The 26,218-nt window shown below is 41.0% G+C and carries 23 protein-coding genes and 4 tRNA genes; 10 read left to right on the top strand and 17 right to left on the bottom strand.

The genetic code is table 11. The features are described 5' to 3' along the window. Positions 1 to 160 precede the first annotated feature (160 nt). Positions 161 to 1,513: an APC family permease gene (locus PSE60_RS03415; protein WP_272664571.1), complete on the top strand. Its 1,353-nt coding sequence runs from the start codon at positions 161 to 163 to the stop codon at positions 1,511 to 1,513. 101 nt (positions 1,514 to 1,614) lie between these two features. Then, the gene (locus PSE60_RS03420; protein WP_272664572.1) at positions 1,615 to 3,333 is read left to right on the top strand and encodes an amidohydrolase; all 1,719 of its coding nucleotides are present in this window, start codon (positions 1,615 to 1,617) and stop codon (positions 3,331 to 3,333) included. Between the two features lie 155 nt (positions 3,334 to 3,488). Here the strand turns inward: PSE60_RS03420 and PSE60_RS03425 are convergent, their stop codons facing one another. Continuing rightward, positions 3,489 to 3,632 carry a Hok/Gef family protein gene (locus PSE60_RS03425; protein WP_210836663.1) on the bottom strand — a complete coding sequence of 48 codons (144 nt, stop codon included), beginning with the start codon at positions 3,630 to 3,632 and terminating at the stop codon, positions 3,489 to 3,491. Positions 3,633 to 4,160: 528 nt separating this feature from the next. On the opposite strand from PSE60_RS03425, the gene PSE60_RS03430 reads away from it, so the two are divergent. Beyond that, complete coding sequence (locus PSE60_RS03430; RefSeq protein WP_272664573.1) at positions 4,161 to 5,297, top strand: RNA ligase RtcB family protein; 1,137 nt, start codon at positions 4,161 to 4,163, stop codon at positions 5,295 to 5,297. Next, the gene (gene prfH, locus PSE60_RS03435; protein WP_272664574.1) at positions 5,294 to 5,905 is read left to right on the top strand and encodes a peptide chain release factor H; all 612 of its coding nucleotides are present in this window, start codon (positions 5,294 to 5,296) and stop codon (positions 5,903 to 5,905) included. The genes PSE60_RS03430 and prfH overlap by 4 nt, the downstream gene beginning before the upstream one ends. 83 nt (positions 5,906 to 5,988) lie before the next feature. On the opposite strand, the gene PSE60_RS03440 is transcribed toward prfH, so the two are convergent. The 9 genes from PSE60_RS03440 to lptM form a co-directional block, all read right to left on the bottom strand. Next, entirely contained in the window at positions 5,989 to 6,258 is a 270-nt protein-coding gene (locus PSE60_RS03440) for a hypothetical protein (RefSeq protein ID WP_272664575.1), read from the bottom strand. A 215-nt stretch (positions 6,259 to 6,473) separates the two neighbouring features. Next, complete coding sequence (locus PSE60_RS03445) at positions 6,474 to 7,058, bottom strand: 2OG-Fe(II) oxygenase (RefSeq protein WP_272664576.1); 585 nt, start codon at positions 7,056 to 7,058, stop codon at positions 6,474 to 6,476. A gap of 269 nt (positions 7,059 to 7,327) precedes the next feature. Then, entirely contained in the window at positions 7,328 to 7,993 is a 666-nt protein-coding gene (locus tag PSE60_RS03450) for a hypothetical protein (protein ID WP_272664577.1), read from the bottom strand. A 228-nt stretch (positions 7,994 to 8,221) separates the two neighbouring features. Further along, positions 8,222 to 10,384, bottom strand: a complete 2,163-nt coding sequence (gene uvrD, locus PSE60_RS03455) for a DNA helicase II (protein WP_123382187.1) — start codon at positions 10,382 to 10,384, stop codon at positions 8,222 to 8,224. Between the two features lie 87 nt (positions 10,385 to 10,471). Further along, the gene (yigB, locus tag PSE60_RS03460) at positions 10,472 to 11,188 is read right to left on the bottom strand and encodes a 5-amino-6-(5-phospho-D-ribitylamino)uracil phosphatase YigB (protein WP_210836671.1); all 717 of its coding nucleotides are present in this window, start codon (positions 11,186 to 11,188) and stop codon (positions 10,472 to 10,474) included. Further along, a complete protein-coding gene (gene xerC, locus PSE60_RS03465; protein WP_272664578.1) occupies positions 11,188 to 12,117 on the bottom strand; it encodes a tyrosine recombinase XerC in 930 nt (309 codons plus the stop codon). Before xerC ends, yigB begins: the two co-directional genes overlap by 1 nt. Continuing rightward, positions 12,099 to 12,803, bottom strand: coding sequence for a DUF484 family protein (locus tag PSE60_RS03470; protein ID WP_272664579.1), 705 nt, complete (start codon positions 12,801 to 12,803; stop codon positions 12,099 to 12,101). Before PSE60_RS03470 ends, xerC begins: the two co-directional genes overlap by 19 nt. Positions 12,804 to 12,827: 24 nt before the next feature. Further along, positions 12,828 to 13,652 carry a diaminopimelate epimerase gene (dapF, locus tag PSE60_RS03475; RefSeq protein ID WP_272664580.1) on the bottom strand — a complete coding sequence of 275 codons (825 nt, stop codon included), beginning with the start codon at positions 13,650 to 13,652 and terminating at the stop codon, positions 12,828 to 12,830. Positions 13,653 to 13,673: 21 nt separating this feature from the next. Continuing rightward, complete coding sequence (lptM, locus tag PSE60_RS03480; protein ID WP_004906065.1) at positions 13,674 to 13,859, bottom strand: LPS translocon maturation chaperone LptM; 186 nt, start codon at positions 13,857 to 13,859, stop codon at positions 13,674 to 13,676. 235 nt (positions 13,860 to 14,094) lie between these two features. Here lptM and cyaY point away from each other — a divergent pair, with 235 nt between their 5' ends. Continuing rightward, positions 14,095 to 14,412 carry an iron donor protein CyaY gene (gene cyaY, locus PSE60_RS03485; RefSeq protein WP_210836677.1) on the top strand — a complete coding sequence of 106 codons (318 nt, stop codon included), beginning with the start codon at positions 14,095 to 14,097 and terminating at the stop codon, positions 14,410 to 14,412. A 51-nt stretch (positions 14,413 to 14,463) separates the two neighbouring features. Here the strand turns inward: cyaY and PSE60_RS03490 are convergent, their stop codons facing one another. Further along, complete coding sequence (locus tag PSE60_RS03490) at positions 14,464 to 17,040, bottom strand: class I adenylate cyclase (protein WP_272664581.1); 2,577 nt, start codon at positions 17,038 to 17,040, stop codon at positions 14,464 to 14,466. A gap of 592 nt (positions 17,041 to 17,632) precedes the next feature. On the opposite strand from PSE60_RS03490, the gene hemC reads away from it, so the two are divergent. The 5 genes from hemC to PSE60_RS03515 all read left to right on the top strand — a co-directional run bounded on the left by hemC (position 17,633) and on the right by PSE60_RS03515 (position 22,342). Then, on the top strand, positions 17,633 to 18,577 hold the full coding sequence (hemC, locus tag PSE60_RS03495; RefSeq protein WP_210836681.1) for a hydroxymethylbilane synthase: 945 nt from the start codon (positions 17,633 to 17,635) through the stop codon (positions 18,575 to 18,577). Further along, positions 18,574 to 19,329: a uroporphyrinogen-III synthase gene (locus PSE60_RS03500; protein WP_272664582.1), complete on the top strand. Its 756-nt coding sequence runs from the start codon at positions 18,574 to 18,576 to the stop codon at positions 19,327 to 19,329. Before hemC ends, PSE60_RS03500 begins: the two co-directional genes overlap by 4 nt. Positions 19,330 to 19,332: 3 nt before the next feature. After that, positions 19,333 to 20,601 (top strand): uroporphyrinogen-III C-methyltransferase, encoded by a 1,269-nt coding sequence (gene hemX / locus PSE60_RS03505; RefSeq protein WP_272664583.1) that lies wholly within the window; start codon positions 19,333 to 19,335, stop codon positions 20,599 to 20,601. Positions 20,602 to 20,603: 2 nt separating this feature from the next. Beyond that, the gene (gene hemY / locus PSE60_RS03510; RefSeq protein WP_210836686.1) at positions 20,604 to 21,797 is read left to right on the top strand and encodes a protoheme IX biogenesis protein HemY; all 1,194 of its coding nucleotides are present in this window, start codon (positions 20,604 to 20,606) and stop codon (positions 21,795 to 21,797) included. Between the two features lie 317 nt (positions 21,798 to 22,114). Then, positions 22,115 to 22,342, top strand: coding sequence for a hypothetical protein (locus tag PSE60_RS03515; RefSeq protein ID WP_004906084.1), 228 nt, complete (start codon positions 22,115 to 22,117; stop codon positions 22,340 to 22,342). 808 nt (positions 22,343 to 23,150) lie between these two features. Here PSE60_RS03515 and PSE60_RS03520 read toward each other — a convergent pair. From PSE60_RS03520 to wecG, 6 genes are all read right to left on the bottom strand, one after another. Next, a tRNA-Pro gene (locus PSE60_RS03520) sits at positions 23,151 to 23,227 on the bottom strand. A gap of 50 nt (positions 23,228 to 23,277) precedes the next feature. Further along, positions 23,278 to 23,363, bottom strand: a tRNA-Leu gene (locus PSE60_RS03525). A gap of 15 nt (positions 23,364 to 23,378) precedes the next feature. Beyond that, positions 23,379 to 23,454: transfer RNA gene (locus PSE60_RS03530), tRNA-His, on the bottom strand. A gap of 79 nt (positions 23,455 to 23,533) precedes the next feature. Then, a tRNA-Arg gene (locus PSE60_RS03535) sits at positions 23,534 to 23,610 on the bottom strand. A 167-nt stretch (positions 23,611 to 23,777) separates the two neighbouring features. Further along, positions 23,778 to 25,154 (bottom strand): bifunctional threonine/serine APC transporter ThrP, encoded by a 1,377-nt coding sequence (thrP, locus tag PSE60_RS03540; RefSeq protein WP_109912160.1) that lies wholly within the window; start codon positions 25,152 to 25,154, stop codon positions 23,778 to 23,780. A 291-nt stretch (positions 25,155 to 25,445) separates the two neighbouring features. Further along, the gene (wecG, locus tag PSE60_RS03545; protein WP_272664584.1) at positions 25,446 to 26,213 is read right to left on the bottom strand and encodes a lipopolysaccharide N-acetylmannosaminouronosyltransferase; all 768 of its coding nucleotides are present in this window, start codon (positions 26,211 to 26,213) and stop codon (positions 25,446 to 25,448) included. Positions 26,214 to 26,218: the final 5 nt, after the last annotated feature.

Genomic DNA, 26,218 nt, shown 5'->3' on the forward strand with positions numbered 1-26,218 from the left:
GTCGCTAGGAGCATACAAAAGTATGTGACTAGTGCGAGCGAGCAAAGCCAACAACGTTGGGATTCGAAGTATGACGAGTACGGCTGCATTTTAGGTTCACTCGGCCTGTGCATTCAGACAGAGTTAACGTTGTTTAAGGGCTTTTGGGAAGGGCTTAAAAATGCAACAGAATACCGTTCAAATGAAACGCGTACTGACCACTCCTGCGTTAGTTTTTTTCGGGCTGGCTTATATGGTGCCACTCGGAATTTTCACCACCTATGGACAAGTGACTGTATTAAGTGAAGGCCATCTGCCTGTCGCTTATTTAATTACATTAGCTGCCGTCTTTTTCACTGCCATGAGCTATTGCCGCATGACAAGTGCACTTCCGCTTTCAGGATCTGCTTATTCATATGTGCAAAAAACCTTTGGCGGCACACTCGGGTTTTTAGTGGGTTGGGCACAACTGCTCGATTACCTCTTTCTACCTATTATTAACTACATTGCGATTGGGATCTTTGTTCACGAAGCGTTCCCCGATATCCCGATGTACGTCATTATTTGCAGCACAATTACAATTGTTAGCATCATGAATATTTTGGGAATTAAATTAGTTTCCTCAATGAATATGCTAATCATTTTAATGCAATTTGTATTTATTGCCGTGTTCCTATACTTGAGTTTTAAAACTTCATTTGTATTGGATACGGACGCCTTATTGGCACCGATTACGGTCATGTCAGAACAAGTATCAGGGTTATTTGCAGGTGCAGCGGTACTATGCTTAGCCTTCCTTGGCTTTGATGCGATCTCCACGATGGCAGAAGAAACCAAAGATGCGCGTAGTGCGTTACCTAAAGCGATTTTATACACCGTGTTTATCGCAGGTACGCTGTTTGTCATCATTTCCTATGGTGCGCATCTGGTTTATCCGATGTGGCAAGATTTTATTCCTAATACCGATATTGCTAGCCTTGCGGTAATGAAACAAGTTGGTGGAGCGATGATGGCATCTAGCTTTATCACCGCTTATGTTATTGGTGTATTTGCCTCAGCAATGACCTCACAAGCCAGTATTGTACGCATTTTCTATGCGATGGGCCGTGAAGGTGTATTACCTCGTTCGCTGTTTGCTTATCTACACCCAAGGCTCAACACACCGATTTACTCGATTATTTTTGTTGCGCTAGCGTCACTGCTTTCATTAGTGCTTTCACTCAGCATGGTCGCTTCAATGATCAGTTTTGGTGCCTTGATTGCGTTCACTTTTGTGAATTTATCGGTCATTAAACATTTTTATATTGACCGTAAAGCACCACTGGATAATACAAAAATTATCACTTGCCTGATTATGCCTTCTGTTGGTGTTATCCTAACATTATGGTTATGGACAAGCCTTGAGGGCGAAGCCTTTAAAGTGGGTTTATGGTGGTTAGCAGCAGGTGCAATTTACTTAGCACTTCTGACCCATGGTTTTACTCGTCGTCCACCTGCAATCTCTGACGATGAAACTGAAATGATTATTAACTAAGCATTTCAAGTCTTATAAATGATTACGGGGGAGCGCTTGCCTTCCCCGTTGTTTTTTTAGCACTGGTGCCACCAAAGCACCACTGATACAGACGGTTTACAATGAATAATCAATTAGCTGACGTTATTTACTTTAACGGTTATATATATACTGCAGATGATAAAAATCGCGTTGTCGATGCGGTTGCTGTTCGTGATGGCTATATTCTTGCCACAGGCACCTCTGATGAACTTCATCAATATGTTGGCCCTGAGACAGAGAGTATCGATCTCGAAGGCAAAATGATGATGCCTGGCATCATTGATGGTCATATGCACCCTTTCTGGGGCGGTATTCAACTCTTCGGTTGTCATTTAAATTATGAATCGTTAACTATTGACCAAATTTTAGCGCGCGTACAAGATCACCTCGATAAAGACCCTCGTACCGGGGAAAATGATTGGCTCAAAGTCACTGCATGGCTGCGCCAAGGTATGATCCCTGCGGGTGTTGATATGTACCGTGAAGATATGGACAAGCTCAATACGAAACGCCCTGTCGTCTTGTTTTCAAATGACTGCCATACATTGCTAGCAAATAGCCGTGCCCTCGAATTATTTGGTATCACCAAAGATACGCCTGAACCACCTGATGGTAAGATTGGTAAATACGAGAATGGCGAATTAAACGGTATTTTAGAAGATGCACCCGCTATGCGTGCTGCCGATAGCATTCCTTCAATTCGTGACGACCAAGCTATTGAAGTTGCTGAATTAGTGCAGAAAGTACTTAATCAGCAAGGCGTGACGATGGTGATGGATGCACGCGTTTCAGAACAACAACTTGAAGCCTTTTCTCAACTACAACAACGTGGCGACCTTACGATACGTTTCCAAGCTGCCCGTGAAATCACCCCTGATGAAACATCGGATGTTGCCTCAGTAGCGGCAGCTGTGGACAAAGCCGTTGCATTTGCCAAAAAATGGCACCAAGCCGATTGGACGCCAACCCCAGGCATTGGCTTAAATAATATAAAAATGTTTGTTGATGGTGTGATGCAATTTCCAACAATGACAGCATCGTTATTGCAACCATACCGAATCAATCAAGGCACGGATGACGCTCCGAATTGGGTAGAAACCGATAACTACGGTGATCTCTATTTCACGGCTGAAATTCTCGATGAATTAATGGAAAAAATTGCCGCAGCAGGCTATGACCCACACTTGCATACCGTTGGTGAAGGTGCCGTTTCTATCGTGTTAGATGCGATTGAAAAAATGCGTGCTGCGCACCCAGAAAAAGATATCCGCCCAGGGCTTGCTCATAATGAATTAGTCCATGCTGATGACTATGCCCGTTTTGCGCGCTTAAAAACCATCGCTTGCTTATCTTTCCAGTGGGCCGCCCCAACGCCAGAACTCGCCGCTTTTGAGAAAAAAATGCTCGGTGATGAACGTTTTGAGCAACTTGAACCCATCGCTAAATTTGTCGACGCTGGTGCGGTTGTTGCGTTTGGTAGTGACTGGCCAATCGATGACTTCGACGAGTGGTATGATTTAAAAGTCGCAGCGACACGCCGAGGCCGTGATATTAATGGCCAAAAAGCACCGAGACTTGATAATGACCGAGACTTAACGGTCATTGAGGTTTTACGCTCTGCGACGATAGACTCAGCTTATGCACAACACCGTGAAGATATACTCGGTTCATTAGAAGCAGGAAAATTTGCAGATATGATTGTATTAGATCGCAATGTTTTTGAGATCCCTGCAGATGATATTGAGAATGTAAAAGTATTACGCACTATTATTGGCGGAAAAACTGTACATATTGCTTAATAATTTAATTATTTATTTAGATAGCTAAATAAATAAACACCCCAAAGATTAAATAATATCTTGGGGTGTTTTTAATTGGGCACTTAATTCCAAACCTGAATACTCACAATTAAATCGGGAAATTACGAGGGAATAACTTCCCTCGTAAAGCAACATTACTCTTCGTAAGAAAACGTTGTTTGAACAACTGTATTTCCATGACTAATCACGATCAGACAAAGTTTGTCTCGCATTAATACTGAAATACCAAACACGGTAATACACGCAAAAACAAACGCCACCACTGCGAACTTGCTCATTTCCCTTGACCTCTTAATGGTTAAGAGGCACAATCTCAACTGTTCAGGTTTAGATCGGGCCTCGTTGGTTAATAATAACTAACGGGGCTTTTTCCTTTCTAATCCAAACATTTCTTCCAACTTAATATGCTTAAACCAGAAAGGCTCAAGCACCCGCCAAAATAATAACAAAGTTTTATATCTCACTCACGTTTAATTCCATAGAAATAAATAAAAATATAAATTTAATTATCTAATAGTTTATTTAAATAATTATTAATAGGTTTAAATTATTTACTTATATTTTTATCTCAGAAAATGACTAAAAACCCGTAATGCTAAAAATAGCGCTTGCAAAAGAAAAAAGTTACCGTTAGTATCCGCAGCGTTTTATATTCATCTACTAACTGCAAGGAGGTTTACCATGACAACAATTAATCAAACTCTTTGCGGGCACACTCAGAAATAGTCACTCTCGTTAGTTAATCTATTTTCTTAAATTTGCCTGCTAATCACCTTATTTTTCAATTAAAAATGAGTTAATAGCTTATGGGCAATACCTTACATACTGTGGATCAGCAAGTTAGCTACATCGCCACAGAATCAACATGGATTGAAAGTAAAGCAATCCAACAATTACAAACAACCGCAAACTTACCTGATATGGTATCTGTTGTCGGCATGCCTGACCTACATCCTGGTCGCGGGTATCCAATTGGCGCTGCATTTTTCTCTACCAAACGTTTTTACCCTGCACTGGTTGGTAATGACATCGGTTGTGGAATGGCGCTGTTTCAAACGGATATTAAAAAATCGAAAGTTAACCTCGATAAACTCGAAAAACAACTTTTTGAAATGTCAGATCATGCGCCTCTATCTTGGCTTGAAGAACATGTCCCAGATAACATGCAATCACATGACTTTATGTCATCACTAAGTTCTATTGGTGGCGGGAATCATTTTGCTGAGTTTCAAGCCGTTGACGAAATATTAAACCCAGAATTATTCGGTATGAGTGGCTTGAATAAACAACAATTACTGTTATTAGTTCACAGTGGCTCTCGTGGTTTAGGCCAATCAATTCTTCGTCAACATGTAGAAAGTCATAGCCATGATGGGCTTATAGATAGCTCTCAAGATGCTAAAAATTACTTAGAAGCGCATCAAAATGCCTTAGATTTTGCCCAACTAAATCGCCAAATGATCGGTTTACGTATGCTGCAACAAGTAAAATCAAAAGGTAAGTGCGTACTCGACCTTAATCATAACCTAGTTGAACCCTGTAAAATCAATGGTATTGATGGGTGGATACATCGAAAAGGCGCCACACCATCAGATCGCGGGCTAGTTGTTATCCCTGGTTCTCGAGGTGATTACAGCTATCTGGTATCCCCACAACCAAGTGAAGTTTGTCTGAATTCTCTTGCCCACGGGGCTGGTCGTAAGTGGATGCGAACCGAGTGTAAAGGCCGTTTATCACATAAATATACACCAGTTCAATTATCAAGAACGGCACTAGGTAGCCGTGTTATTTGTGCAAACAAACAATTGATTTACGAAGAAGCCCCTCAATCTTATAAATCTATTGATACTGTAATTGAAAGCATGGTGAATATTGGCATCATCCAAGTTGTTGCACGACTTAAGCCGGTTATCACCTATAAAACCAGTGGAGATTGCTCATGATATTGCTACAATTTTCCGCTGCTCAGGGGCCTGAAGAGTGCTGTATTGCTGTTGAAAAAGCCCTTGCCCGCTTTCTACAAGAGGCTAAAAAATATTATGTCGCTTATGACATACTGGAGTCATTTCCCTCTAAAAAGGGGCTAAAATCTGCCTTAGTTTGCCTTGATGGTAAAGATGCTGAAAGTTTAGCAAGTACTTGGTGTGGTACAGTCCAATGGCAATGCCAAAGCCCTATTAGACCGCGACATAAACGTAAAAATTGGTTTTTGAGTGTCACCCGCTTTTCTCCCATTAAACCAATTGAAGAGAGTGAAATTGAATTTGAGTTTACCAAAGCACAAGGGGCTGGAGGGCAGCATGTTAATAAAACTTCCTCGGCGGTTAGAGCTAAGCATGTTGCTACGGGAATGACAGTTAAAGTTCAATCTGAACGTAGCCAACATGCAAATAAAAAACTCGCAAAACAATTAATACAATGGAAGCTTGATGAGTATCAATCGAAACAATCAAATGCATTAGATAAACAGCGCCATCAATCTCACTATCAAATTGAACGAGGAAATGCGACTATGATTTTTGTAGGAAATGAATTTAAACGATTAATGTAAAATTAGTGCCACTTCGAATTAGAGGTGGCACATAATTTAATGCAATATTAGACAATATTTAATGATTCTATTTTGAAAGTAAATTATTTAAAATCATAAAAAATCGAACTATTCAATTTAGAGGAGTAGCAACCCACTTCAATAACCGAGCAATGGTCTTTTGGCATTGGAAAATAATTTACATTTTGTATTAATGATGACATATCATTATTAGAATTAATCATAATAGTATCGCCAATGTTTTTCTCACTTAATTCCTTCAATGCTTTTTCTAATTGTCGATTATACTCCGTCACACTAATACCTTGTTGAGATTGTTTAGAACCATAACCAAAATTATCAGTATTGTTCATTTATAAACTCCTTTTTATATAATTTAGTCACACAGTAGAAAATACAATTTATAATTTAATATTAAAAAACTAAAGTTCAAATAAAGTTAACATCAAGAAAAATAAAAAATCAAACAAATATATTAAAATAGCTATTATAAAATTTATTATGTGTATAAATAATGAGAATACTTCTATCAGCCACCTCTATAAGAGGTGGTAATAGCCTGAACGGGTTAAAGCCTTTTTTCGATTAAAAACCACCCCGCGATACTTTCGCGAGTTTGTTCTGTCGGGAGCACTTCATGAGGAAATTCTTCTGACATAAAAAAGATAATACGACCTGCTATGGGTTCTAATTTAAACAATTGATTATCATCTTGGTCATAGACAACCAACTCGCCACCATCGCCATGGTGCCATTGTTCATTCATATATAGAACTGTCGTAATTTTTCGTCGGCCGACACCTCTTGGATTATCCACGTGTTTCTTATAAAAACCACCATTTGGATAACGGCAAAAATGTGTTTCAAAATCACGTAGACCAAGATAAAGCTGACAGTTAAGTTCTTGCCTGACCTGCTCCATTTTATCGAGATAATGGACTATTGAACTTCCCATTTCAGGCTCTAACCAAACCGTTTGGTCGCCGCGAATCGCTTTATTGCCTTGTAATGAATCTCGATGCCCAATACGTGCGTCTTGTAATGTATTCGGAATGCATTGTTTTATTTCTTTAACTTCGGACAGAGTCAAGAAATCGTTCCACACATACCAACCTTGTGAGGAAAGTGAATCAATAAGTTTATTAATTGACATGATGAGTGTTAGGAAGGTTATTCGGTAAAACTTTATACGGCAAGAAGATGAAAAAATAAAATTAAAAGCTTGAATCCTAATGATTAAAACAATCTATCAACACTAATCACTAAAATATAATGTTAATTATCATAAAGTAAGTAAAAATCACAATACTCACACTTATCATTCAACCATACAATAAAATTAAAAAAGGTATTCAACTCTATGTTGAATACCTTTAATTCAAGAAGTAAAACGATTAGTTAGCTTAAATGCCTCTATAAGTACTACCCTGTTCTATCTAAACCACCATAGTTATGGTGAGTAATACTCTTCATTTTTATTGATAATTCTATTACAGCACTCATTTTATCAGGCATAGAAAAAGAAGCCATTTGCTCGCTAATGGCTTGCTGATTACTAGCTTGGACTAATGGCTTCAATCTAGCTTCTTTATATTCGCTATTTATTTGATTTGTTAGTTCCATAACTCTAGTTAACGCTTTTTGTATTTTAATACTCTGATTATTGAAACTAATAATGTTACCCTTTGCTGAATCAGATAGTTTATTTTTTGTTTTATGTGACACTATTGAAGTTAAATTAACCATACTTATTCTTTCATTCATCGTAGAATCATCTTCAGGATTTAGTTCTGAACCACCAATAATATTATCCGTTCTAATTTTAATTGTTTTATTCACTAGTTTGAGTGTTCTTTGGTATTTTACCTTACTAATTAAAATCTCTTTTAATTTACCTTTCATTTCTCTTACTAATGGTTCTGACGATACTCCATCATCTGTATACTTTCTTTCTTTCAACTCTGCAATTTCTTGTCTTAATGAGTCCTCTACGCTTTTTATTTTTTTTATTCGATTTTCTATTGATAGAAGTAATGACTCAACTTCTTTATGCTTTTCATTGTTATTAATATTAAAATTAGCATCCATATTTTTATACCTTTGGTGTGTTAATAAAATAAACCTGACATGTACAGAAAAAATGATACATGAGTAGATAATAAATAACTAATTTAGTATTTATATAATACAACAGACATAGACCTAATTTAATTATCATAACAATAATAAATAATTATCGAGTTAATTTTTTATTGTTATGATAATAAATATCACCGAATTAACTATCAGTGATATTTATTGTTAGCAATATGAATTTTATATATTTTCTAGCCGTGCGTAAGACGCCACCAGCCACTTAATTCCTTGGCCTTGAAAAGCAATTTGTAGGCGACAGTGTTCCCCACTTCCTTCGAGGTTAATAATCGTGCCTTCACCAAATTTAGGGTGCATGACACGCTGACCTAGAGCATAACCTGAATCATTTTGGCTAATCGGTGTACCAAGGCGCTGATGGCTAACTGGTCTTGAAACCTGCGCTCTCAAGCGAACTTCCTCAACACACTCTGTCGGCAACTCGCCAATAAAACGAGAAGGCCTGTGATAAACCTCTTTGCCATATAAACGGCGGCTTTCTGCATAAGTAATTGTGAGTTTTTCCATTGCACGGGTAATACCCACATAAGCAAGACGACGCTCTTCTTCAAGACGACCGCTTTCATCCATCGACATTTGACTTGGAAACATACCTTCTTCCATGCCCACAATGAATACAACTGGAAACTCTAGGCCTTTAGCTGAATGCAAAGTCATTAATTGAACAGCATCTTGGCTGACATCCGCCTGCCCATCTCCAGCTTCCAATGCCGCATGAGAAAGAAAAGCCTGCAATGGCATTAAGTCTTGGTCTTCGTCTTGATAGCTGAAATCACGGGTTGCATTGACTAACTCTTCCAAGTTTTCAATACGAGCCTGTGCCTTTTCACCTTTTTCTTGCTCATACATCGCACGCAAGCCTGAGTCATTGATCACTCTATCTGCCTGAACATGTAATGGCATATCTTGAGTTTCTTTGGCTAACGCATCGATTAATTCTAAGAAACGCTCAATTGCGGCCGCTGCACGACCTCCCAACACCTGCTCGCGAAGTAAGTACTCACAACTTTCCCATAATGTTAGTTGTTGATCCCGTGCAGTTTGGCGAACAGTATCTAATGTTCTATCTCCGATGCCACGGGTTGGTGTATTTACCACTCGTTCAAAGGAGGCATCATCATTACGATTTGCTATTAATCTTAAATAAGAAAGTGCATCTTTAATCTCTTGGCGCTCAAAGAAACGTTGCCCACCATAAATACGATATGGCATTGCACCTTGAATGAGCGCCTCTTCCAATACACGAGACTGGGCATTACTACGGTACAACATGGCGCAATCTTGTAAGGCTCCACCATTTTCATGCCATTGTTTGATGCGGCCAACCACATAACGCGCCTCATCTAGCTCATTAAACGCACAGTAGAGGGATATTGGCTCGCCATCTCCGCCTTCCGTCCATAGATTTTTCCCTAAGCGGTCACTGTTATTCGCGATCAGTGCGTTCGCCGCTTTTAAGATATTATTCGTTGAACGGTAGTTTTGCTCTAGACGGATAGTTTCTGCGCCAGGAAAATCATTGAGAAAGCGCTGGATATTTTCGACTTGTGCACCACGCCAGCCATAGATTGACTGGTCGTCATCACCAACAATCATGACTTTGCCTGTATCTCCAGCAAGTACACGGATCCATGCGTATTGGATATTGTTGGTATCTTGAAATTCATCGACAAGAATATTGGTAAAGCGCTCACGATAATGCTGCAATACGTGAGGTTTGTTTAACCACAATTCATGGGCTCGTAATAATAGCTCAGCAAAATCCACCAGCCCGGCTCTATCACAAGCTTCTTGGTAAGCTTGGTATACCTTTAACCATGTGGCTTCAACTGGGTTACCATAGGCTTCAATGTGCTGAGGTCGCAGACCTTCATCTTTTTTGCCGTTGATGTACCACATCCCCTGACGTGGCGGCCATTGTTTTTCATCTAAATTCATCGCCTTAAGTAAACGACGAATTAAACGGTATTGGTCATCACTATCTAGAATTTGGAAGTCTTGTGGTAAATTGGCGTCCATATAATGTTGGCGCAATAAACGATGCGCTAAGCCATGGAATGTCCCTATCCACATACCGCCTTCACTAGTACCAATCAATTGATTGATTCTATGGCGCATTTCTGCCGCTGCTTTGTTCGTGAACGTCACTGCCATAATTGAAAATGGAGAAGCATTTTCCACAGACATCAGCCATGCGATTCGATGCACTAGTACCCGAGTTTTACCACTACCAGCCCCCGCAAGGACAAGTAAATTGGTACGCGGTGCGGCAACCGCTTCGCGCTGTTTGTCATTAAGGCCTTCAAGCAGATAAGAGACGTCCATAGTTACCATCAAAGCAAAACAGTGGCTAACACCACTGTGAGGTTGTTGACAATGGCGAATGCCACTGTTTTTTTATACAGTAAATGATTATACCAATGATAAGAGAGAATCCAACCGCGAAATTTCCACGTGTGGCAATAAACGTACCTCTTTCTCTTCCATCAGTGTTTTTTGATTTGTGTTGATCCAGCAAGCTTGCATGCCACTGTTAATTGCACCTTCAACATCCGTTAGCAAGTTGTCGCCAACATGAAGAATAAATTGTGGCTCAATCTCAAGCCGCTTCGCAGCTAAACGATACATATCACAAAATGGCTTAGAGCGGCCATCTGGCCCCGCTTTCAAGACAAACTGAAAATACTGGCCTAACCCACACGCTTCCGGTTCTGCATTTCCATTAGTAATCGCCACCAGCGGAACTTTTTCTGCCAGCTGGCACAGTGTTTCATGGGTAGATTTTGGGACATCAATTCTATTTCGCCAATAAGTGAAATGCGCCATGATGTCATCCGCTCCTTTTTGTGCGGCTTCTTTTGAGTAGCCATAATGGCAAAACATCATTTTGGAAGAAAGCCAACGCCAGCGTGATATATCATGATAGATATCAGGCTCTTGCTCTTCGACAAGGCGACGAAATGCATAAAGGTCTTCATTACTAAAATGATTAAAACGCGGATCATATTCACGGACAAAACGTAAAACTTCTTCTTCCGTTTTATCAATAACGGGATGGTTATCATAAAGCGTATCATCCAAATCAAACGTGATCGCCAGAATGGGTGATAACGGACGGTAAAAATGCATTAAGGTTTCTCCCTCTTTGCTCTTGGATGAGCCACATCATAAACGTTTGCTAAGTGCTGAAAATCAAGGTGCGTATAGATTTGTGTTGTCGATAAATTTGCATGCCCAAGAAGTTCTTGCACCCCACGTAAATTCCCACTTGATTCAAGGATATGTGTCGCAAAAGAGTGGCGTAATTTATGCGGGTTAATGTGGCTATTAACCCCTTGTTTTATACCCCATTGCTCAAAACGTTTCTGTACGTTCCGATTCGAAATACGTTTACCACTTTGGGTTGAAATAAAAACAGCGTCATCTTCTGGCTCATAGAGCTCTCGCATCTCAAGCCAACGTTGTAACCAACTCACCGCTGTTTTCCCCATTGGCACTCTGCGCTCTTTACTTCCTTTCCCCATAACCCACACTTCACCCGTATTTAAATCAAGATGGCGAACATCCAGCCCAACTAGCTCAGATAAACGTAACCCTGCGCCATACATCACTTCAAGCATCGTTCGGTCACGTACGACAAGCGGGTCACCACTCTCCATATTCAAAAGTTGGGAGACTTCATCCACATCCATATTTTTAGGAAGACGCTTTTTGGATTTAGGGGCATGAATGGCTTTTGCGGGATTTGCGGGTAATTCCCCTTGGTGCACCATCCAATCAAAAAAACTGCGCAGTGATGATAACCGCAATGCCATACTTGCGGCTTGTAAGCCCGATTTACGACTTTTAGCGGCAACGTTGCGCACAATCGTTGCATCAACTTTTTGCCATTCGTGGATATTTAGTGAGACTAACATTTCCACAATTACACTCAATTGGCGACGATAATTAGTTATCGTGACAGGGCTTAGCCGACGTTCAACACGCAGATAATACAGAAAGGCCTCAATTTGGGTCATCAGCCCTTCAGGCTGATTTTTTATAGGCGTTCTATCCATTGGCATAATAACCTCGGTAGAATTTGAGCGACTTTCTCCAACATGACCGTTCCCATACCATGTTGATAATGTTCACGATCCCGACTAGTAAAGATGACCATACCGGATTCACCATGCTGACCAAACAGTGAAATAGCAACTGAGCCGACATTTAATGCATCAGGTAAAAGTAATTGGATTTCAGGGCCATTCAACCGACCGAGGTAGTTACGTTTATCGCCAAATCGTTGAATTCTCACGGGTTCAAATACACGACGCGAAATAACTAATTGATGTGCATCCAAAGGGGCAGACAAATGCCAGCTGTCACTAAACAAACGCACCTGAGCACCGGATAAACCCAGTTTTTTTGCCCAACGATTTAGCGCTAGCAGCATTTGCTGTAAACTTTCTGCTGATGACATTTCAATCACCAACACTAGTAATTCATCAAAAAGCTCTACATTTTCATGAGCTTGCTCAACCATAAAACGAATATCTTGTTCGAGCTCTTTGATTTTCAACCGTTGACGACTCATCACTAACTCAGGTAATGAAATAGCTTCCCGCACGACATGGGGTACTTTTAGTTGTTCCAACAGTTGCGCATTACGAAGAAAAAAATAGGGGTTTTCCGTTAAGTAGCGCACGACATCAAGCTCATCAATTTGATGAGTCAATTCCTGTGCTTTTTTGGTTTTATCCATTTTTCCCTCTTCGGCTATTCAAAATTATAGTTGAATGACTCCATCATAAACATGTGTTGCAGGGCCTGTCATGTAAAGTGGCGAACCAGGGCCTTCCCAGGAAATATCTAATGAGCCTCCCGGTAAATCGACTTTGACCCGCTTCGCCAGTAGCCCTTGACTAATTCCAACCGCGACAGCCGCACATGCTCCACTACCACAAGCTTGAGTTTCCCCAGCCCCACGTTCATAAACGCGCAAGCGGATGTGGTCAGCACTGATAATTTCCATAAAGCCAATATTGGCACGTTCTGGAAAGCGCTCATGATTTTCTAAAGCAGGGCCTAAAACCTCAACTTCTGCCGTATGAATACTTTCAACTTGAATGACACAATGCGGGTTACCCATTGAGACCACTCCACACAACACTGTACGTTCTTGTGCTCGAATAATATAGGTCTTTTCTTCTTTAACTGCGCGAAATGGCACTCTCTGTGGTTCAAAATCAGGCACGCCCATATTAACGCAGACATCATCATTCTCATTTATAGTTAACGTCATACGGCCAGATTGAGTACTGACTTTGATTTTTTGCTTATTCGTTAAACCTTTAAGCCTGACAAAACGAGCAAAACAACGCGCACCATTGCCACATTGTGCAACTTCACTACCATCTGCATTAAAAATACGATAATGGAAGTCAAGGTCAGGGTCATAAGGTGCTTCAACCAATAGTAGTTGATCGAACCCAACACCTGTGTGTCTATCCGCTAACCGACAAATCAATTCAGGCGAAAAATATACATTTTGTGTAACGCCATCGACAACCATGAAGTCATTGCCTAAGCCATGCATTTTAGAAAATTGCATTTCACGCTCCATAGAGGTGGCTTACTGATTATTTGTTGTTTGAGCAGGCTCTTTGGCAGTACTGTCTTGTGCGGTAGGTTGCACATCAGATGCCTTAGCCGGTGCTGCAGTTTCTTCCGGCGGAAAATACAACGGGCCTTTTAAGCCACAGCCAGAAAGGGTAAATAAAACAACTAGTGCACTAAGCCCAATTAAACTTTTTTTCATTCTTTTTCGCCCGTATTGCTCACTTTTGACATCTGATAATTTACACAATAACAGGAGTGGCCTTGCAAATCACGCCTGTTTATCTAGCATGCTGATATTATATACTTTAGGCTAAATTTAGTCTGAAGTTTTTAGTGGGCATGCTTAGATTGACCCCAATGCAGATTCCCTCCTATAATTTCAGCTAACAATAATAATTTCAATTAACCCATTGTGAGCAAACAGGAAATTAATCGTGAATGACAGCGAATTTCATCAGCTAGCAGAAACGCTACTGAGCACCATCGAAGAGCATTTAGATAATTATGAGGGTGATGCCGATATTGATTGTGAAATCAATGGGGGTGTGATGACTCTTAGCTTTGAAGATGGCAGTAAAATTATTATCAACAAGCAAGAAGCATTCCACCAAATATGGCTAGCGACTAAACAGGGTGGGTACCATTATGATTATCAACAAGGTAATTGGGTTTGTGACCGCTCTGGACATGAATTTAAAACTAAATTAGCTGAGGCAATTGCCTTTCAAAGCCAAGAGCCCTTTTCATTTTAAGCATTACAAGTTTCGAAGGTGGGCAGCACGCTATACTGCCTGCCATTAATATCAATAATAGTGCGCTTGTGGGTGCGGTGATTGGTTCGAGTGCATTTCATACCCAACGTCATCATCTTCTTCCGCTGTGAATGGCCATGTTGCCCCGGAAAATGCAACAACTTGATTTTTACCATCTTCATTAATGATTTGGTAAAATTGCGGTAAATTGAAATTGATAAAGTTTGCGCCATAGGTAAACCGGTCATGGGAAGAAGAATAGAATTTACTCACGTCACGTACAAGATCTTCTTTCGACCCCTCACAGTGAGAATAAATTTCAACCCGATTCGCCTCATCTAAAACATAAATATTAAAACCGGTATTATCTGGCGTATTTTCAAAGAAAAACTGTACGATCCCTTCACTCGCATAGCCATCAACAACTGCAGGTAAATGGTTATCACTCTTAGCCTGAAGTTTAACGGGCCAGCCATGTAGTTTGTTATGGGAGATAGCCCCGTAGAACTCAACCGCATTCTCAAGTTTTTGTACCGATACGTTCAGACGCTCAAAGAATAAACCCCAAGTCTGCCCCGCGATACGCAATGCTTTAAAACGCCCTGGGTCATTTCGGTTGCTTGACAAACGCAATTCAACACACTCAGATACCAACTGTTGTACACGAGTACGAATCAACCCACGTAAGTGCTCACTATAACAAAACACCTCAACCGCTTCAGGAGGCGATGCATCTTGATGCATTTTCCCTAAAATGGTTTTAAGTGCTTCTAACATGCACTGTTCTCCGCTGAAATGTAGCGTTCTTACCTCATTCCACGAATTACGATACAACAAGTCAATACTACCAATCAGGCACTGTTGTGATTCCCCAAAACTGAAAATATCCAGTTTTCTAAAATCAACATGAACGACTTGCTCAGAATATACCTGTGTTGGGTCTTTTTCTAAGTTAACAATGATTGCAAGATGGCGAATTTCACATGGACTATAAAGCGCTTTTGGCGTTGGGGCGGGTAATCTGATAGGGAAATGACTTGAAACATCGTGCATCAATTCAAGCAGTTTTCGTTCATCACACTGGGATTTCCCATTATGCATGTAAACCTGAGTAGTCTCAGTTAAAAGGCCATTAAAATACGCCCATGCCACTAATTTATTTAAATAGCGGTTATATTCAAGAGGTTGATGACCAATAATGGCATCAATATTTGGCGCTTGGTTATACAAATACCAACCACTACGGTTAGCTCGCCCCTCTGGCACATAAATAAAGGTTAAATGCGCTTCGCTCAAATCAGGTGAGATTTGTGGATTAACTAACGTCACCTTACCCGGGAGAGCCTCGAAAGCCGCATATAATTTACGGGTTAATACCCCAATATCTTGTGGGCTCGCACTAACACTTAAATTATTTCTACGGGCAAAGCGAATGAGGTTACGATAGCTTTGCATCATCGTATCAAGTAACTCGTTATGTGCCTCACGGACACGCTCAATTTTCCATTGATTGCGTGTATCGAGTATCGACAAACGCTCTGATCCCCATCCCCATGATTCAACCAATTGAGACAACACATCACGGCGCCAACCTGCACAAGTATTACCCTCTTCTTCAGACAGTTTTTCGCATACTTTTAGGTAGAAACAACGACGGATAAGGTCAAGACGGGTTAAATCATTAATTTCAGTCAGGTAACGTGTCACACGCTCTAACATTAAGCAGTATGAGTCCAAGCCATAACACACAATTTCGCCTGCATGTAAATGACGTTTAAACTCCATGGCTAATAATTTACCGTTAGGGTAATCCCATGAATAGGATTCCAGTAAAATACTCTTCAATACCGCTTTATAAGGGGAATCAACACTTTTATACAACTGCCATAGGCTTGCACCGAAATATTCCGCGGCAGAAAGCTCACTTAACCCGCCTAAATCAAGCCATTCGTTCGGTGTTAGCACTCCTTGTGCATATAACCCCATAACATATTCATCGTAATGCTGTTCTTCTTCAACTGGCACCATGGTCCACAGCAAACGTTTACCCGCCATACGTACAGCGGTTCGATAAAATTCATCTAACAATAGGATGTGTTGCGTTGAACCACAGTTTTCCCCACCAATATGCCCACTGGCATGATGACGAAAACGATTTTCATCGATTAAAAACACAGTGACATCAATCCCTAAAGATGCTGCCCACTGTTCAATTAAGGTGCATTTTTTTTGCAAAAAACGTTTTTCTTCGTGGTCCAACCAAGAAGGATGACAAACCCAAACGTCGATATCTGAACACTGGCTTTGCCCAACAGATGAAGTGCTACCCATCGAATAAATGCCTGTAATCGGTAATTCACCGTTCGCTTCAGTTTCAATCGTGGGCAAAAAACGTTCAAAAGGTGCCAACCATTTTTTTTGCTCTGTATCAGGAGAGAAAAAGCACACACCATGAGGGACATTACCTTCAATAAAACCAGGCATCATGGGATGATGATAATGAAACAAGACAGGCAGCAAGCTATAAACCTTCGAGAAGGTTTCACTCATAGAAGCTGTTGCACGTTCTAACCGTAATTGGTTTATTGCATCCAGTCTTTGTTTTAAGGTTTCAATATAGAGATACAAAGGTTACGCCTGATTGAATGAAAGTAATACAAACCTGAGAATTTCCCAGCACCCAACAGATAGAGATAGATTTAAAATAATTTTCAAATGGATTGTCGGAAACGTGATCAATTTAACACCTTGCATCAAAAGGGTAAAGTAGATCACATAATTTTACGCGCTTATTTTTGATACAAAATGCTTTTCAACATATTGTATAAAAAGGCTTTTTATTTTTTAATCTGTAAAATATCCCTTGTTTTTCAATGGAATAATTTCTTTTTACTCTGTTGTTTAGTAAAACAGCAAAACCGAACGATATTAAGTACAATACGCACAGCGTCTGTGCTTACACGCTTCAACACGAATTAATAGAAAACACAGATTGTTCCACACAAAAAATAGCACGATAAGCTAAAAAAATTGCTTAATAGCTATTCTAGGTCATCTCATTTTGAATCACTTTCTTGCATCATGGTAGAAAAAGTAAATCGGCTATAAACAATTCAGAGCACGGTTTTGCACCCAGCTGGAAAAAATATCCTTAACATGTTAAAACTAATGTCAATTGTATGGTTAATCTGCGGCATTCTTCGCCAGAGAAAACAGTAAAATGACATCAACAAATATCGTGCGTATTGCAACGCGCAAAAGCCCTTTAGCCCTATGGCAAGCGCACTTTGTCAAAGACAAATTAGAACAGCTTCACCCGGGCTTGCAGGTTGAATTAGTGCCTATGGTGACAAAAGGCGACATTATCCTTGATACCCCTCTTGCTAAAGTTGGCGGAAAAGGGTTATTCGTCAAAGAATTAGAACTTGCCTTGTTGGAAGGACGCGCAGACATTGCCGTTCACTCGATGAAAGATGTCCCTGTTGAATTTCCTGAAGGCTTAGGATTAGTCACGATTTGTGAACGTGAAGACCCGCGAGATGCCTTTGTCTCAAACCACTACGACAACCTTGATGCATTGCCAAAAGGCAGTATCGTCGGGACATCGAGTTTACGTCGTCAATGCCAATTAAGGGAACTCCGCCCTGATTTAGTCATTCGCGACTTACGTGGCAACGTAGGTACACGCCTATCAAAATTAGATAGCGGTGAATATGACGCCATTATTTTAGCCGTTGCTGGGTTAAAACGCTTGGGGTTAGACACTCGAATTAAAACTGCTCTTGCCCCTGAGCAATGCTTACCTGCAGTTGGCCAAGGTGCTGTTGGTATCGAATGCCGTTTAAATGATAGTAAAACCCGCGAATTACTCGCGAAACTCAATAATGACTCAACATCAACCTGTGTTCTGGCTGAACGTGCGATGAATATGCGCCTTGAAGGCGGTTGCCAAGTTCCGATTGGCAGTTACGCTATTTGGCAAGATGACAAAATATGGCTACGAGCCTTGGTGGGAGCGCCAGACGGTAGTGTAATTATTCGTGGCGAACGACTCGTTTCTCCGAGTGAAGCTAATCAAGCGGGTGTATCATTGGCTGAAGAATTACTTGAGCGTGGTGCAAGGGAAATTCTGGCGGATGTTTACCAAGGAAACCCGCCTGCATGAAGGTGCTTGTCACTCGCCCTGAACCAGCAGGTTCGGAGCTGATCACAGCAATCACCGCTAAAGGGGGAGAAGCCTTCGCTTCCCCTTTAATTCGCATTGGACCCGGTGCTGAATTAAATACCCTTATACCTCAACTTGATAGCCTTACTGCGAATGATTTAGTCTTTCTTTTATCTAAAAATGCAGTCGAATATGCAAATTTAACGCTTGAACAAATGGCGCGTAGCTGGTCAGATAAGTTATCTTACTATGGAATTGGCCGCTCTACAGGGCAGTATTTTCAACAGGTAACAGGAAAAAACATCAGTTGGGCTGAACAAGGTGAAACCAGTGAAATACTACTGACACACCCTGAACTTCAATTTCTCGAAGGGAAAAACGCTCTATTATTACGAGGAAATGGCGGACGAGAGCTTCTCGCATCAACATTAAGGGCTAGGGGTGCAAAAGTCAGCTATTGTGAATGTTATACAAGGGATCCTGTTTACTATGAGAGAGCCCTGTTCAATCAGCAATGGTTTCAAACGGGTATTACAGATGTTGTGATCACGAGTGGTCAAATGCTAGCCTTGTTAGATGAATTAATCACTGAAGAATACCAAACTTGGTGGTTTTCCCGCCGCCTACTTGTCGTCAGTGAACGGATTGCAGACCAAGCCCGCAGAGGCGGATGGCAAAAGGTCTGTGTAGCTAATAGCGCAGATAATAATGCTTTATTAGAAGCATTAATTTCAATCGATATGGGATGCTAATTTATGACGGAACACGATAAAACAACCGAGACGGTTACCCCAGAAGCTGGCGCAGAACAACAGCGCCCAAAAACTAAACCTTCTTCGGAACAAAAACGTTCTGGTCTGATAGGCGGTGTAATTGCTATTGCTATTATCATCGCTATTGGTGGCGGATTATACTATTTTACCCAACAAAGCACTGCCACTTTAGTAAATGAAAACAATGAATTAAAACAAAAATTAAGTGATTTAATCGAACAACAAAATTCAGACAGGCAACGGTTAAACGCATTAGTTGCGGCTAATGCTGAAATAAAAAGCCATTCTCGTGAATATGAAGAGAATCTCAACCGTCGCATGCAAGAGCTGCAAGCACATGTCACAGCATTATCCAGCGCTGATGTTAAAAGTTGGCTCCTCGCACAAGCTGATTTTATGGTTAAAATGGCAGGAAGAAAGCTGTGGAATGATCGCGACCCTGTGACCGCAGCAGTTCTGTTAAAAAGTGCTGACTCAAGCTTAGCCGAAATGAATGACCCGAGCCTACTCGACATTCGTAAATCAATTAACAGTGATATGGCTAAATTAGCCGCAATCAACCAAGTTGACTATGACGGCATTATTTTACGTTTAAACCAGCTCAGTAATGAAGTGGACAACTTACGTTTAGCGGATTTAAACAGTGGAGATGCGAAAGTTGAAGATAACGCGGACGTCAGCGAGGATATTTCGGATTGGAAACAAAATTTGGCTCGTAGCTGGAAAAGTTTCGCGAATGACTTCGTCACCGTACGCGCTCGTGATGGATCAGAAGCGCCACTTCTGGCTCCAAACCAAGATATTTATCTACGTGAAAATATTCGCTCTCAACTATTAATTGCAGCACAAGCTGTGCCACGTTATCAAGAAGCCACATACAAACAGTCATTAGAACAAGCTTCGACCTGGGTGAGAGCCTATTTTGATACTGAAGCGCCTGAAACTAAAGCCTTTCTATCAACCATTGATGACCTAATCAATCAGCCGATTGATATTGATATGCCTGATACTTTAGAAAGCCAAGAAAAGCTAGAAAAAATCATGCAAACACGGGTTCGTAGCTTACTTTCTCAGTCGTCAGACAACACAAAAATTAACGATGGTGCTGTTGATACCGCAGCGGATACGACTGAAGTGCCAACAGAAACGGCGACAGATGCCGCAGTTCCCGCCACGGATACGCAAAAAGCAGAGTCCGCTGACAATCCGCACCCTATTGAATCAGCAAAGCCTGCTGGTAATAGGGGGTAATTATGATAAAAGTCTTGATCCTATTTATAGTGCTTATTGCAGGGATAATCTTAGGCCCATTATTAGCGGGTCACCAAGGTTATGTTTTTATCCGTACAGATAATTATGACATCACGACCAGTGTAACTAGCCTCGTTTTGGGCTTTATTTTGCTCCAGTTTGTGCTGTTATTCCTTGGTTGGTGCTACCGCCGCTTTATCAGCACGACATCACGTACCCGAGGTTGGGTAAGTGGTCGTAAATACCACAAAGCACATACCCAAACACAAAAAGCGCTGCTGAAATTAGCAGAAGGTGATTTCGAGCAAGTTGAAAAATTAATGAGCAAACATGCTGATTTCTCTCAACAGCCGGTTATTAACTATCTAATGGCTGCCGAAGCTGCTCAACAGCGTGGTGATGAGTACCGCACTCATCAATACTTGGATAGAGCCGCTGAAGCCGCGGGGAGTGACCAACTTCCCGTTGATATCAGCCGTGTCCGTATCCAATTAGCGGAAGGAGAAGTCCATGCTGCCCGTAATGGCATTGATAAACTTCTCGACAAAGCGCCAAGGCACCCTGAGGTGCTGCGCCTAGCAGAACAAGCTTACTTACGCTCAGGCGCCTATCAGTCGCTGATTGAATTACTTCCTGTCATGGCTAAAGTACAGTTACACAATGAAGATGAGCTCGATGCATTGAAATTAAAGGCTTACAAAGGGTTGATGAACCAATATATGGCTGAAGGAGGTAGTGATGGGCTAAAAGCTTGGTGGAAAGCACAACCTCGCCGAGTTCGTCATGAAACCGCATTGCAAGCTTTCTTAGCAGAGCATTTGATTGAATGTGGCGATACTGCAAGTGCAGAAAAAATGATTATTGACGGTTTAAAACAGCAATATGATGAGCGTTTGATCCTGTTGGTGCCAAAACTGAATAGCGAACGCCCTGAAGTTATAGAAAAAACCCTTTTGCATCTACAGAAGCAAAACGGAGCCACCCCGTTGCTTAACAGTACATTAGGCGTTTTATCGCTACAGCATGCCCAATGGGACAAAGCTGAAAGCTACTTTAAAGCCGCTTTAGCACAACGTTTTGATGTGCAAGATGCATCATGGTTAGCCGATGCTTTTGACAGACAACATAAACCTAACGAAGCAGCAAAAATTCGTCAAGACGCATTAAACCATTCATTAAAACAAGAACGGAAATAATATTCTTGTTTGGCCTCATCTAAAAACTCCACTCATTTTGGTGGAGTTTTTTTATTCATAAACTTAACGGCGACTAATCTGACCTTCCCCAATAAAAACGTAAAAACAATTTAAATACATCGCGTTAACCGTATTAAATCATCATAAAAGGAAAATATGAGGTTTATAATTGGCAACATTACAGGTAAATAATTCAATGTTTAATCAATAATCATTATTAAGGATAAGGAAAACACACTTCGCTATGTTATAAAATAAACACATAGTGTATAAAGCTTTATATACATCTTTGCTTTTAATGAATTAGGGATATCGATATGAATGTAATTAAAACTATTTGGCGCTGGATTATTGCAACCCCAAACCGTTTACAAATATTCTTTGATCTTCTGCTGTTAGTATTATCACCTTTTGTTTTTATTATGATTATTGGTTTTAATACCGAAGATCTTAGTAAAGACATTTTCATTATTACATTCATTATCCTCTGCTATACCTATATTACTCGCTGGTTCAGTAAATGGTTTAGTAAAGGTAGAAGCTAATACCTATCTTATTTTCGGCCTCTTAGTCATTTTCTAGGGGGCTCAGTGTTTTGTATAGACAAAAAAAACACCTGCACAAGGCAGGTGTAAAATACAATCAGGTCTACAGACGGATGGTGCCTCACTCAACGTTTCGCCCGTTCGTTGATGGTAAGAGGATGAGCTCTTGATCATCTAAGGTGGACAATAGGCACCGATAATCGGCTTTGCGTCATCTCTGGGTTTATGAAGCTTCGCTGTCATAAGAAGTGAGATGAGCATCTACATATATAATAATGCACAATACGTGCCAACTTTTTTAAAACGGTATTTTTTAAGCTCACTCTTTTGGTTTCTTTCCCATCCCTCGGTTTTACACAACTATTTTTCTTCTTGGAAGTGAACCGCTCTACCTTTAAAGAATTCACTAATATGTTGCCCGAAACTTACCACTCTATTTTGTCGCAGTTTAGAGACATCATAAAACAGTTATTTATATTTCCTTATAAATCAATAGGTAAAGTGTCACCTTTTGACGACATCAATATGATGGATTGTATCTATTTTACGACACAAGCAAGTTAAGCGGCTAAATTACAAATAAAAACAAGCGATTAACCCATACCCTGTCATTCGTTGAAGAAACTCCACCGAGTATACTCTAAGCAAGTCAAGTTGTGACTAAGTGGCAAGTGAAGATATCCCGATGAGCACGCATAAGTATGTGATTCGGGTAGATGAACGTAGCCAATAACGCTACGGTTTGAAGAGTGCGAGTATAGAGAATAAAAAGCAAAAAACCCGTCGATTAAGACGGGTTTCTTTAAATTGGTCGGCGAGAGAGGATTCGAACCTCCGACCCACTGGTCCCAAACCAGTTGCGCTACCAAGCTGCGCTACTCGCCGAAATTTTTGTAGTACTTATTAATAGTGAATAGTACTATTACATTTCTTCGTGGTGCGAAAGGGGGGACTTGAACCCCCACGTCCATAGGACACTAACACCTGAAGCTAGCGCGTCTACCAATTCCGCCACCCTCGCAATGTCACAAAAAAATGGGGTGGCTAATGGGACTCGAACCCACGACAACTGGAATCACAATCCAGGGCTCTACCAACTGAGCTATAGCCACCATAACTTCACTTTTTTCAAAGCGTTGCTATATTACTACATACAACGTCATTTTGCCAACCGTAGCGAAGCGCTAAAACTGGTGCGCCCGACAGGATTCGAACCTGAGACCTCTGCCTCCGGAGGGCAGCGCTCTATCCAGCTGAGCTACGGGCGCTTAACGCCGTTGCGGGAGAGGATAGTACGGATTTATCCTCCCGCTGTCTAGTCCTTTTTGAAATAAAAATATCGATTGCTTGCCTTTTATCCATTTCGTTGAGAAAGAGAGCATATTTACCCTCTTTTTCGCTGTGCACCTAATAAAAATCTATCAAAACCCCGCCGTTAAACTTTTCCGTTACGGTTATTGAACAGTCGAATGATGAAATAAAGGAGAGAAACACCCCCTAAGAAGATGGCTCCAACGATTAAAGATAAGCGAGTATCTGGATTAATCGCCATTCCAATCAATACGCAAGCTAAAAAAAGCAAGGTCGCATAGTTAACCCATGGAAAAAGAATCGATTTGAAAGGGTGCCCTACAAGTTTTTCTTTGTTTTGTTGACGAAAACGGATTTGGCTAGTCAATAACACCAGCCAAGGCACCATTCCTGGTAACACACTCGCACTATAGACATAAACAAAGACTTTCTCTGGATTCGGTATAATGTAGTTCAAGCTTGATCCGGCGACTAAGCATAGGATAGTAAAGCCCACACAACGTGCCGGTACGCCATTTTTTGTTAATTTCAATAATGAGCGAGGCAATTGCTTATTTTGCGCTAAGGCGTACAGCATGCGCCCGCCACTATACATGCCACTATTGCAACCAGATAACGCCGCAGTTAACACCACAAAGTTAATTACCGCCGCTGCGGACACAATTCCCACTTTCGCAAAGGTAAGGACAAACGGGCTACCTTGTGAGCCCACTTCCGTCCACGGAAATAGTGTCACTACAATAAAAATGGCGCCTACATAAAAAATTAATATACGCCACAAAATATTATTGATCGCTTTTTTTAACGTGACTTGCGGATTTTTCGCTTCACCCGCAGTGATCCCAACCAGCTCAACCCCTTGATAAGAGGCCACAACGATACACAAAGCAAATAAGAAGCCTTTCCAGCCCCCGGCAAAGAAGCCACCATGTTCAGTGAGATTCGCAAGCCCAATCGGCTCAAAATTATTACCCAGACCAAAAAAAATCAGCCCTAGGCCAATTAAAATCATCACCACAATCGTGGTGACTTTGATCATGGCAAACCAAAACTCAAGCTCTCCATACAACCGTACAGCGGCTAAGTTAGCTAATGCCACTAATACCACTGCGATAATGGCAAAAATCCATTGAGGCACATCCGGGAACCAATATTCGGCATATACACCAATGGCAGTGATCTCTGAAATACCGACAGCCACCCACATAAACCAGTAGCCCCAAGCAGTCAGGCACCCCCAAAACGGACTTAAGTATTTATACCCAAATGAAGCAAAAGAACCCGTCACAGGCTCAAGAAATAGCATTTCCCCCATTGAACGCATAATGAAGAAAACAAAAATCCCGGCGATGATATATGCCAGTAAAACCGAAGGCCCCGCCCATTTCAGCGTACTGGCCGACCCCATAAATAAACCAACGCCAATGGTTCCCCCGAGCGCGATAAGCTCGATATGGCGCGCTTCTAACCCACGTTGAAGCCCCTGCTGTGGATTTCCCATACATACCCCTGTCAAAATTAGATAATTAAAATGCAGTTTTAATTGAAACCCAGTTAGTAATAATCACTGCAATTATTCGAAAAGTATCAATTAGGCGATTAAAAAAATGCCATAGCCGCAAGATTGAGCACAAACTGATGCGAACATACTTATTTTTGAGGGATTATAGAAATATTTGAAGGAAGAGACCAGCTATTCGGAAGCGTGCGAACTGTAAGTAAGCCCGTTAAGCCTACTTACAGTGAGTTAAACTTATTGAAAATAACAATATAAATCAAACCACTACAAAAACTACAGCTTGCCACCGTAATAGTAGCCTAAAAATTTCAGTAATTTAAACTGACGAGTAATACGGGAAGGTTGAGATAATAAGCGATATAACCATTCTAGCCCTAAGTTTTGCCACACTTTCGGGGCGCGTTTAATATGCCCTGTAAACACATCATAAGTCCCACCAACGCCCATATATAACGCATCCGGATACACACTTCGGCAATCCCGCATAAAAATTTCTTGTTTCGGCGAACCCATCGCAACGGTAACAATTTTAGCGCCACTTGCGTGGATGCGTTCGAACAAAGCATTTCGGTCTTCCGCGGTAAAATAGCCGTTTTGCGAACCAACAATGTTCACATTCCACTGCGAGCGTAGTTTGCTTTCAGTTTGTTCTAGAATCTCGGGTTTGCCACCCACTAAGAAAACCGGCGTGCCTTCTTTACCGGCCCTTTCCATTAGCCCTTCCCATAAATCAGCACCAGCGACACGAGAAACTTCAGCTTGTGGGTATTTACGACGGATAGCACGGACAATACTAATTCCGTCAGCATATAAATATTCAGCTTGGCCTAGTAATGTATTTAAAGCCGTATCTTGTTCAGCGATCATCACTTTTTCTGCATTAATCGCAACGAGTGTTCCCGTTTTTGTTTCTCCACCAGCAAATAAATAGTCTAAGAAATGGGCCATATTTTTAAAGCCCCAAATATTATGACCACGAATACTATATTGTGGGATAGATGACTGTGTAACAGATGAAGACTGAGTTGATGACGATTCCATGATAC

This window comes from Providencia sp. PROV174 (assembly GCF_028480685.1).
Lineage (GTDB): Bacteria > Pseudomonadota > Gammaproteobacteria > Enterobacterales > Enterobacteriaceae > Providencia > Providencia rettgeri.

Bases quoted from the DNA above. Each gene is read 5' to 3' on its own strand.
- PSE60_RS03415 (WP_272664571.1), top strand. From the start codon at position 161: ATGCAACAGAATACCGTTCAAATGAAACGCGTACTGACCACTCCTGCG.
- PSE60_RS03420 (WP_272664572.1), top strand. From the start codon at position 1,615: ATGAATAATCAATTAGCTGACGTTATTTACTTTAACGGTTATATATAT.
- PSE60_RS03425 (WP_210836663.1), bottom strand. From the start codon at position 3,632: ATGAGCAAGTTCGCAGTGGTGGCGTTTGTTTTTGCGTGTATTACCGTG.
- PSE60_RS03430 (WP_272664573.1), top strand. From the start codon at position 4,161: ATGGGCAATACCTTACATACTGTGGATCAGCAAGTTAGCTACATCGCC.
- prfH (WP_272664574.1), top strand. From the start codon at position 5,294: ATGATATTGCTACAATTTTCCGCTGCTCAGGGGCCTGAAGAGTGCTGT.
- PSE60_RS03440 (WP_272664575.1), bottom strand. From the start codon at position 6,258: ATGAACAATACTGATAATTTTGGTTATGGTTCTAAACAATCTCAACAA.
- PSE60_RS03445 (WP_272664576.1), bottom strand. From the start codon at position 7,058: ATGTCAATTAATAAACTTATTGATTCACTTTCCTCACAAGGTTGGTAT.
- PSE60_RS03450 (WP_272664577.1), bottom strand. From the start codon at position 7,993: ATGGATGCTAATTTTAATATTAATAACAATGAAAAGCATAAAGAAGTT.
- uvrD (WP_123382187.1), bottom strand. From the start codon at position 10,384: ATGGACGTCTCTTATCTGCTTGAAGGCCTTAATGACAAACAGCGCGAA.
- yigB (WP_210836671.1), bottom strand. From the start codon at position 11,188: ATGCATTTTTACCGTCCGTTATCACCCATTCTGGCGATCACGTTTGAT.
- xerC (WP_272664578.1), bottom strand. From the start codon at position 12,117: ATGGATAGAACGCCTATAAAAAATCAGCCTGAAGGGCTGATGACCCAA.
- PSE60_RS03470 (WP_272664579.1), bottom strand. From the start codon at position 12,803: ATGGATAAAACCAAAAAAGCACAGGAATTGACTCATCAAATTGATGAG.
- dapF (WP_272664580.1), bottom strand. From the start codon at position 13,652: ATGCAATTTTCTAAAATGCATGGCTTAGGCAATGACTTCATGGTTGTC.
- lptM (WP_004906065.1), bottom strand. From the start codon at position 13,859: ATGAAAAAAAGTTTAATTGGGCTTAGTGCACTAGTTGTTTTATTTACC.
- hemC (WP_210836681.1), top strand. From the start codon at position 17,633: ATGACATCAACAAATATCGTGCGTATTGCAACGCGCAAAAGCCCTTTA.
- PSE60_RS03500 (WP_272664582.1), top strand. From the start codon at position 18,574: ATGAAGGTGCTTGTCACTCGCCCTGAACCAGCAGGTTCGGAGCTGATC.
- hemX (WP_272664583.1), top strand. From the start codon at position 19,333: ATGACGGAACACGATAAAACAACCGAGACGGTTACCCCAGAAGCTGGC.
- hemY (WP_210836686.1), top strand. From the start codon at position 20,604: ATGATAAAAGTCTTGATCCTATTTATAGTGCTTATTGCAGGGATAATC.
- PSE60_RS03515 (WP_004906084.1), top strand. From the start codon at position 22,115: ATGAATGTAATTAAAACTATTTGGCGCTGGATTATTGCAACCCCAAAC.
- thrP (WP_109912160.1), bottom strand. From the start codon at position 25,154: ATGGGAAATCCACAGCAGGGGCTTCAACGTGGGTTAGAAGCGCGCCAT.
- wecG (WP_272664584.1), bottom strand. From the start codon at position 26,213: ATGGAATCGTCATCAACTCAGTCTTCATCTGTTACACAGTCATCTATC.